The sequence below is a fragment of the Paenibacillus kobensis NBRC 15729 genome (assembly GCF_004000825.1).
Lineage (GTDB): Bacteria > Bacillota > Bacilli > Paenibacillales > Paenibacillaceae > Paenibacillus_T > Paenibacillus_T kobensis.
Map to the genome: position 1 here is coordinate 79014 of NZ_BILZ01000023.1, position 7447 is coordinate 86460.

6 protein-coding genes are annotated in these 7447 nt (G+C 54.6%); all 6 read left to right on the forward strand.

All coding sequences use genetic code 11. The features are described 5' to 3' along the window. Positions 1–12 precede the first annotated feature (12 nt). Positions 13–1608 carry a spore germination protein gene (locus PKO01S_RS14785; RefSeq protein ID WP_127532128.1) on the forward strand — a complete coding sequence of 532 codons (1596 nt, stop codon included), beginning with the start codon at positions 13–15 and terminating at the stop codon, positions 1606–1608. Between the two features lie 2 nt (positions 1609–1610). Then, positions 1611–2717 carry a GerAB/ArcD/ProY family transporter gene (locus PKO01S_RS14790; RefSeq protein WP_127532129.1) on the forward strand — a complete coding sequence of 369 codons (1107 nt, stop codon included), beginning with the start codon at positions 1611–1613 and terminating at the stop codon, positions 2715–2717. Next, on the forward strand, positions 2714–3946 hold the full coding sequence (locus tag PKO01S_RS14795) for a Ger(x)C family spore germination protein (protein WP_127532131.1): 1233 nt from the start codon (positions 2714–2716) through the stop codon (positions 3944–3946). Before PKO01S_RS14790 ends, PKO01S_RS14795 begins: the two co-directional genes overlap by 4 nt. Positions 3947–3956: 10 nt before the next feature. Beyond that, positions 3957–4214, forward strand: coding sequence for a hypothetical protein (locus PKO01S_RS14800; protein WP_127532133.1), 258 nt, complete (start codon positions 3957–3959; stop codon positions 4212–4214). Between the two features lie 93 nt (positions 4215–4307). Continuing rightward, positions 4308–5015 (forward strand): heptaprenylglyceryl phosphate synthase, encoded by a 708-nt coding sequence (pcrB, locus tag PKO01S_RS14805; RefSeq protein ID WP_127532134.1) that lies wholly within the window; start codon positions 4308–4310, stop codon positions 5013–5015. A 389-nt stretch (positions 5016–5404) separates the two neighbouring features. Further along, on the forward strand, positions 5405–7447 hold a 2043-nt coding region (gene pcrA, locus PKO01S_RS14810; protein WP_127532136.1), incomplete at its 3' end, for a DNA helicase PcrA.

Here is a 7447-nt window from a genome sequence, read left to right on the forward strand (position 1 = left end):
GGCATTAGGGCCATGTCCAACGATGCGACGAGCGGAGGCTCAGAAAAGCCGGCGGCTCAGCAATCGAACTCGCAAGCTGAGCATACCGAGCACGCCGGGCAGGTGCTGCTTCCGGATCTGGAGCTGAATATCGAGCGTCTGCAACGTTTTCTCGGCGGAGGGTCGGATATCGTATGCCGCACGCTTACGCACCGGTCGTTCGATAACGAACAATACGCCATTCTATATATGGACGGTCTTGTAGACGGGGCGGCAATCCATACGATGCTGCTGGGACTGCTTGAAGATGCGAACCGAACAAACGAATTGCAGGACGATGGAAGTCTCTATAACCATCTAATGGACCGTTCGATTGCAGTTGGCAAAATCCGGCCCGTCACCTCAATTGATGAGGCCGGTTACGCTATGCTGGAAGGCAGTACGGTAATCGTAGTCGGGCATAGTCTGCGGGCAATCGCGGTCGATACGGCGGGAGGAGAGAGCCGGTCGGTAGAAGAACCAAGCTCCCAGACCGTCGTGCGCGGTCCGAAGGAAGGCTTTACCGAAAATTTGCGGACGAATACGGCTCTCGTGAGAAGGATCATCAAGTCGCCCAATTTGCGTATGGACTATAAAGTCGTCGGACAAGAAACGCGTACGAACATTGCCGTCGTCTATCTGCAGGGTATCGCGCAGGATGATGTCGTACAAGAGGTGCACCGCCGGATCGATGCGATCGAGATCGACGGAATATTAGAGAGCGGATATATCGAGGAGTTTATCCAAGACAAGGCGTTTACGCCGTTTCCTCTCATTCAGAACACGGAGCGGCCGGATGCGGCTTGCGCCGGCATACTGGAGGGTCAAGTCGTTATTATGGTGTCGGGGACGCCTTTCGTGCTCTTAACGCCAGTAACGTTCGTCAGATTTTTTCAATCGAGCGAAGATTATTACCAGCGCTATGACATCGCTACGTTTCTGCGTTTAATTCGGGTGGCTTCCTTTTTTATTTCGATGCTGCTGCCGTCGATGTACATCGCGATTACAACCTTTCATCAAGAAATGCTGCCGACCTCCTTATTAGTCAGTCTAGCCGCGCAGCGGGAGGGTGTACCGTTCCCTGCGCTCGTCGAAGCGTTCCTCATGGAAATTACGTTTGAAATATTGCGCGAAGCAGGCGTGCGGATGCCCCGCATTATCGGACCGGCTATCTCCATTGTCGGTGCGCTCGTTCTCGGTCAAGCCGCTGTTCAAGCCGGACTCGTATCCGCCGCGATGGTAATCGTCGTATCGTTCACGGCTATAGCGAGCTTCGTTATTCCGGCTGTCAACATGGGCATCGCGGCGCGGCTTATCCGTTTCGTGCTGATGATATTGGGCGGGACCTTCGGATTGTTCGGCATCATGTCCGGGTTGATGGTGCTGCTAGCTCATTTGTGCGGGTTGCGTTCATTCGGCAAGCCGTACCTCATGCCGATCTCGCCTTTTGTCCCAGGTAATCTGAAGGATGTGCTCATTCGCGTCCCGTGGTGGGCGATGCGCAACCGGCCGAAAAACATGGCTTCGAAATCAAATTTGAAGAGGGAAGGCAGCGGGCAAAGGCCTGATCCGGACCGGGAAGGGGCATAACGATGAAGCCTGCGATTTCTACTTTGCAGACGGTGGCAATCATTAATAACGCGATATCGCCGACTGCAATATTATCGATCCCGCCAGTGGTGATCTCGATTGCTTCGCATGACGCATGGATTTCCGTTCTAGGTGCCGGACTCGCTTATTTGCCGATGGTTGCGGTCATCGCCGCAATATGCAGGGCGAACCCGGGTAAGCCGTTTATTGAATGGCTGGAGAGCCGTTTCGGACGACCAGTCGGTATGCTGATCGGACTGCTGTTCGGGGTCTATTATTTTAATACCTTTTGCTTAATCGTCAGACAGTTCGCCAATTTTATAGGCGACATGGTTCTCGACGAGACGCCGCTGTTCATGTTGATCGGCATTATGGTGGCGGTTGCCGCCTTTACGGTCGCCCACGGCGTGGAGGCGATCGCGCGGTCGTCGTTTATTGTGTTGCTGATGGTCGCGGCCATTATCCCTTTCTCTGTTTTGCTCAATTATTCCGATATCAATTTACAACGGCTGCTGCCTTTAGTCGATACGGATCTGCCCCATATTGCAGCCGCGACGGTATCGCCGTTCTTGTGGCTGACGGAAATGTCGATTCTGCTTATCTTCTCACCCTACATGAAGCGGCCGGCTTCGTTCGTTCGAGCAGGAATGTTCGGGATGCTGTTCAGCCTATTCGAGATCATGCTCGTCGTCGTCATGACGCTCACGATCTTCGGCCCGCGAATCGTACCGATGATGTCGTATCCGTTCATTAACATGGTTGGGATCGTCGAGGTGGGCAAGTTTCTGGAGCGTATCGAGATCTTCACGGTTTCCGCATGGGGCATGACCATGTATATCAAAATGGCCGTCTTTCTTTTCGCAGCCGTACATTGTTTGTCGCAAACCTTGCATCTGCGCAGCAATCGGCACGCTTTGATTGGACTAAGCGTGCTAGCTGTCGTGACGACATTGGCGGCATGGCCCCGGAACGTCGAGATGGACAACTGGGTGCTGTATGATACGATCCCTTTCTTGATTGTGTTTAATGTCGGCCTGCCGGCCGTGATTGGAATAGGTTTGATCTTGACTAGGGCGGGCAATCGCGCAAAAGGAGCGAAGACATCATGAATGGCAAGCTGCGCCGGATACTATGCGCCGCCGCACTCGTATGGACAACCTTCATCGCGACGGGCTGTTGGAACCGAATCGAATTGAATGAGCTGGCTATTACGTCGGCAACGGGCATCGATTGGGACGGTAGCAAATGGATCATATCCTATCAAGTCGTCATTCCGGCCGCTATATCGTCGGGAATCGGAACGACCGGCGGGACGCAGCAATCGCCAATTGTTGTCTATTCTACTGAAGGACGTACGATTCGCGAGGCGATGATGTATAGCTTCTCCGAAAGCCCGAGAAAGCTGTTCTACGGTCATAACCGGGTCGTCGTCCTGAGCGAGGAGGTCGCGCGCCGCGGCTTCGAGGAATTAATCGACGTCTACTTCCGGAACGCGGGGCCGCGCGAGACGGTGAGCATGCTTGTAACGCCGGGTTCCGCGAGGCGAATATTGGAGCAGTTCATGCAGTTGCAGCTGATTTCGGGTGATGGGATGAAGGACATTGTTTTGTCTGAAATGAAAAATGCGTCCATCCTGCCTAACGTTCAAGTGTATCAGCTTGCGATGGAATTAGCCGGCGATGCGAAGAGTGCGGTGCTCCCGGAAATTTATATTTCGGGTTCAGGAGACACGGCCTCGCTGGACTCTTTCAAGCAGACGACGATTCCGTCCAAGCTTAAGCTTAGGAGGCTTGCCGTGCTGCGCCAAGGCCGAATGGTCGGCTGGATGAATCAGCGGCAGTCGCTGGGCGTTTCTTATCTGCGCAATAGGGTGCAGCAGACGGGCGTGACGGTTCCTTGCGAGAAGACAGACGGCACCCGCGGCTACGACATGATTCACATTAGCCGTTCTTCGACGAAGCTGAAGCCGATTGTTCGGGAGGGCAGACTTGCTTATTCTGCTGAGGTGCATGCCTTAGGCACGCTGACCGAGTCGGGTTGCCCGCAAAATTTGTACAAGCCGGAGGTCATTCGGAAGATTGAGCAAGGAGGCGAGCTGCAAATCCGCACGATCATACAAGAAGCATGGTCGCGGGGACAGCAGCTTGGCGTCGACGTATTCGGTGCGGCGGAGTCGGCTCACCGCAAGCACCCGCAACAATGGAAGAAGTGGAGCGGCGATTGGAACAGCGTATTCACTTCCGCTGCTCTGGAAACGAACGTCCACCTTCGCATTGCGCGCATGGGGCTGAGCAATAAGTCGTTTCAATATATTACGAATCAAGATAAAAGAGAGTGAGGCGAGTGCTGTGCATTACACCATTGCAGTCATTATCATCAGCTTCGCCGTATTAATCGTTGCTGGCAGCCGGACGCTTATCCGTAAGGGCTGGTATCGGGATTTTATCTTGTATGCTGTGCTCCTCGGCTGGGCGGGGGTCATGATGACTGCTGTAAATCTGAATCTGCCCTATGCATCATCGATGACAAGCATTTATTGGTTAAAAGCGGGCCTGCGGCTAGTTACGCCTACGCTGAGAGCGACTATCAACTGGGCGATCGGCTAAACGGCTGCCGGCATGACAATCGGTTTGACACCGTCCTAGCCATTGTCCTAGACTGATGTCATGACATCAATTATTGGGCAGGAGAGTGGCAATATGGATGGGGCGTGGTACGCCGGTTGGCGGCACCTATTCAAGCTCGACCCGGATCGCGAAATATCGGATGAAGCGCTGGATGCCTTATGCATGTCCGGAACGGATGCGATTATGGTCGGCGGCTCAAGCGGCGTGACATTCGACAATACGGTCGAGCTCATGTCCCGCATACGCCGTTATGCGGTCGATTGCGTCTTGGAAGTGACAAGCCTGGAGGCAGCGGTGCCGGGGTTCGACTACTACTTGGTCCCGCTTGTTCTGAACGCAGACAAGCCGGAGTGGCTGATCGGCAGACAAACGGAAGCCGTTCGTGAGTTCGGCCATCTCATACCGTGGGAAATTACGGCTGGTGAAGGTTATTTGATATTGAATGGTGAAGCAACAGCCGCGAAAGTGAGCGGTGCGCGAACGGATATAACGGAAGACGAGGCGCTTGCATACGTTCAAGCGGCTGACAGGCTGATGCGGTTGCCGGTTGTATACATCGAGTACAGCGGAGCTTTCGGCGATATGACGCTCGTTAAGCGGGCGGCACAAACGGTTTCGCAGGCGAGAATCGTATACGGCGGCGGAATTGATAGCCCGGAACGGGCGGTTCAAGCGGCCTCTTCCGCACATACGGTCGTTGTCGGCAATATTATTTATTCGGATTTGGACGCTGCGGTAGCAACGGTGCAGGCTGTCAAAGAAACGAACTTGGCGTTGTAGTTGCCTGGGGTTAAGATGAAGAAGGCTTGTCGCGGACTTGCGGAAGTCGGGCGGAGTTCATGGGGATAGTGAAGCAAGACGGTTATCAGACGGGAAGCGTGAAGTGGTTGCGAAGAGTGGCGAGTGAACTCCGGTTCTACCGGTCAACGCATATCCCGTTTTGGACAAGCCGTCTTTTTTGTGTTGTCCGACTCCGACAAGTGGCGAAAAACGGAAATTGACACCGCTCTTGCGGTTGAATAGACTAGACATACAAGGCGAACAGCGATGCGAACATAAGCGGCAGGCGCCAGCGTTTCGAAGCAGGTATGCACGGGGCGCAAGCACAGCCAAGGCTTGCATCGCGGCCGGATCGGGCCTAGCCGACAGGTAAAGGAGTTAACGATACGATGTTTAATTCGATTGATATTGATGCAGCGGTTCAGAAGCTGAATCCGGAGCAGCGGGCGGCTGTTCAGGCGACAGACGGCCCTCTGCTTATTATGGCCGGAGCGGGCAGCGGCAAGACCCGCGTCTTGACGCACCGGATTGCTTATTTGATCGAGAAGAGACGTGTGGCGCCATGGAGCATTCTCGCGATTACGTTTACGAATAAAGCGGCCCGCGAGATGCAGGAGCGCGTCGCCCAGCTCGTTGGCCCTTCGGGCAGCGACATATGGGTATCGACGTTCCACTCGATGTGCGTCCGCATTTTACGAAGAGATATTAGCCGGATCGGCTTCACGTCGAGCTTCTCGATTCTCGATTCGACCGACCAGTTGTCCGTTATTCGCAACATTATGAAAGAACAGAATGTCGATACGAAGAAATTCGAACCGAAAGCGGTGCAAGCGGCAATCTCCAGCGCGAAGAACGAGTTGCTGACCCCGGACCGGTTCTCAGCGAAGGTCGGCGACTATTTCGAACAGATCGCGGCGAACGTCTATGAGGCGTACCAGAAGCGTCTGCGCGCTAACAACTCGCTCGATTTCGACGATTTGATTATGACGACGATTAGGCTGTTCACGGATGAACCGGATGTGCTTGCTTTCTATCAGAATAAATTCCGTTATATTCACGTCGACGAGTATCAGGATACGAACCGGGCTCAGTACATGCTGTGCCGTATGTTGGCGGATAAGCATCATAACATATGCGTTGTCGGCGACAGCGACCAGTCGATCTACCGCTGGCGCGGCGCGGATATTACGAACATTCTGAACTTCGAGGAAGATTATCCGGAAGCGAAGGCGATTCTGCTCGAGCAGAACTACCGGTCGACATCGAACATTCTGAATGCGGCGAACGCGGTCATTGGCAATAACTCCGGACGCAAAGCGAAGCGGCTGTGGACGGACAGAGGGCCGGGTGATGCACTGATCGTCTACCAAGCGGATTCGGAACATGACGAAGGCTACTTCGTGACGGGCGAGATCGCCAAGAATGTGAAGGAAGGCCGCCGTTATGCGGACCATGCGATTTTGTACCGGACGAATGCCCAGTCTCGCGTCATTGAGGAAATCTTGATTAAGTCGGATATCCCATATCAGATCGTCGGCGGCATCAAGTTCTACGACCGCAAAGAGATCAAAGATATTCTCGCTTACTTGCGGCTTATTTCGAACCCGGATGACGATATCAGCCTCGTGCGCATCATTAATGTGCCGAAGCGGGGGATTGGCGACACGACAGTCGGCAAAATCGCCGAAGAAGCCGCACGGCGCGGCATCTCTATGTATGCGGCGCTCGGTACGTTGGATGAGTTCGGAGGACTCGACGTCAGCGGCAAGACGCGGGCGACGCTCGTTCAGTTCCGCGACATGATCGCGGATTTGACGCGCATGGTCGACTACTTGTCCGTCACGGAGCTCACGGAGAAGGTGCTGGAGCTGTCGGAGTACAAGCTCGAGCTGCATCGCGAGAACACGCTCGAATCGAAAGCCCGCATCGAGAACATCGACGAGTTCCTGTCGGTTACGCAGGAGTTCGAGAAGAACAACGAGGACAAATCGCTCGTCGCGTTCTTGACCGATCTCGCACTCATTGCCGACATCGATTCGATGAACAAAGATGAGGAAGAAGACCAGCCGCAGGATTCCGTTATTCTCATGACGATGCACAGCGCCAAAGGTCTGGAGTTCCCGGTCGTGTTCATCATCGGCATGGAGGAAGGTGTCTTCCCGCACAGCCGAGCGTTCATGGACAACGAGGAGCTCGAAGAGGAGCGCCGTCTTGCTTACGTCGGTATCACTCGGGCCGAGAAGAAGCTGTACTTGCTGTGCGCACGTATGAGGACGCTGTTCGGCCGTACCGCAGCGAACCCGCCTTCTCGATTCCTCCAGGAAATTCCGGAGGAATTCAGAACGATGGCCTCGCCCGGCCGCACCATTGGCGGCGGGCTTGGCTCAAGCGGCGGAGCGGCTGGCGGTTGGGCAGCCGCGCGCCGCGGGGGC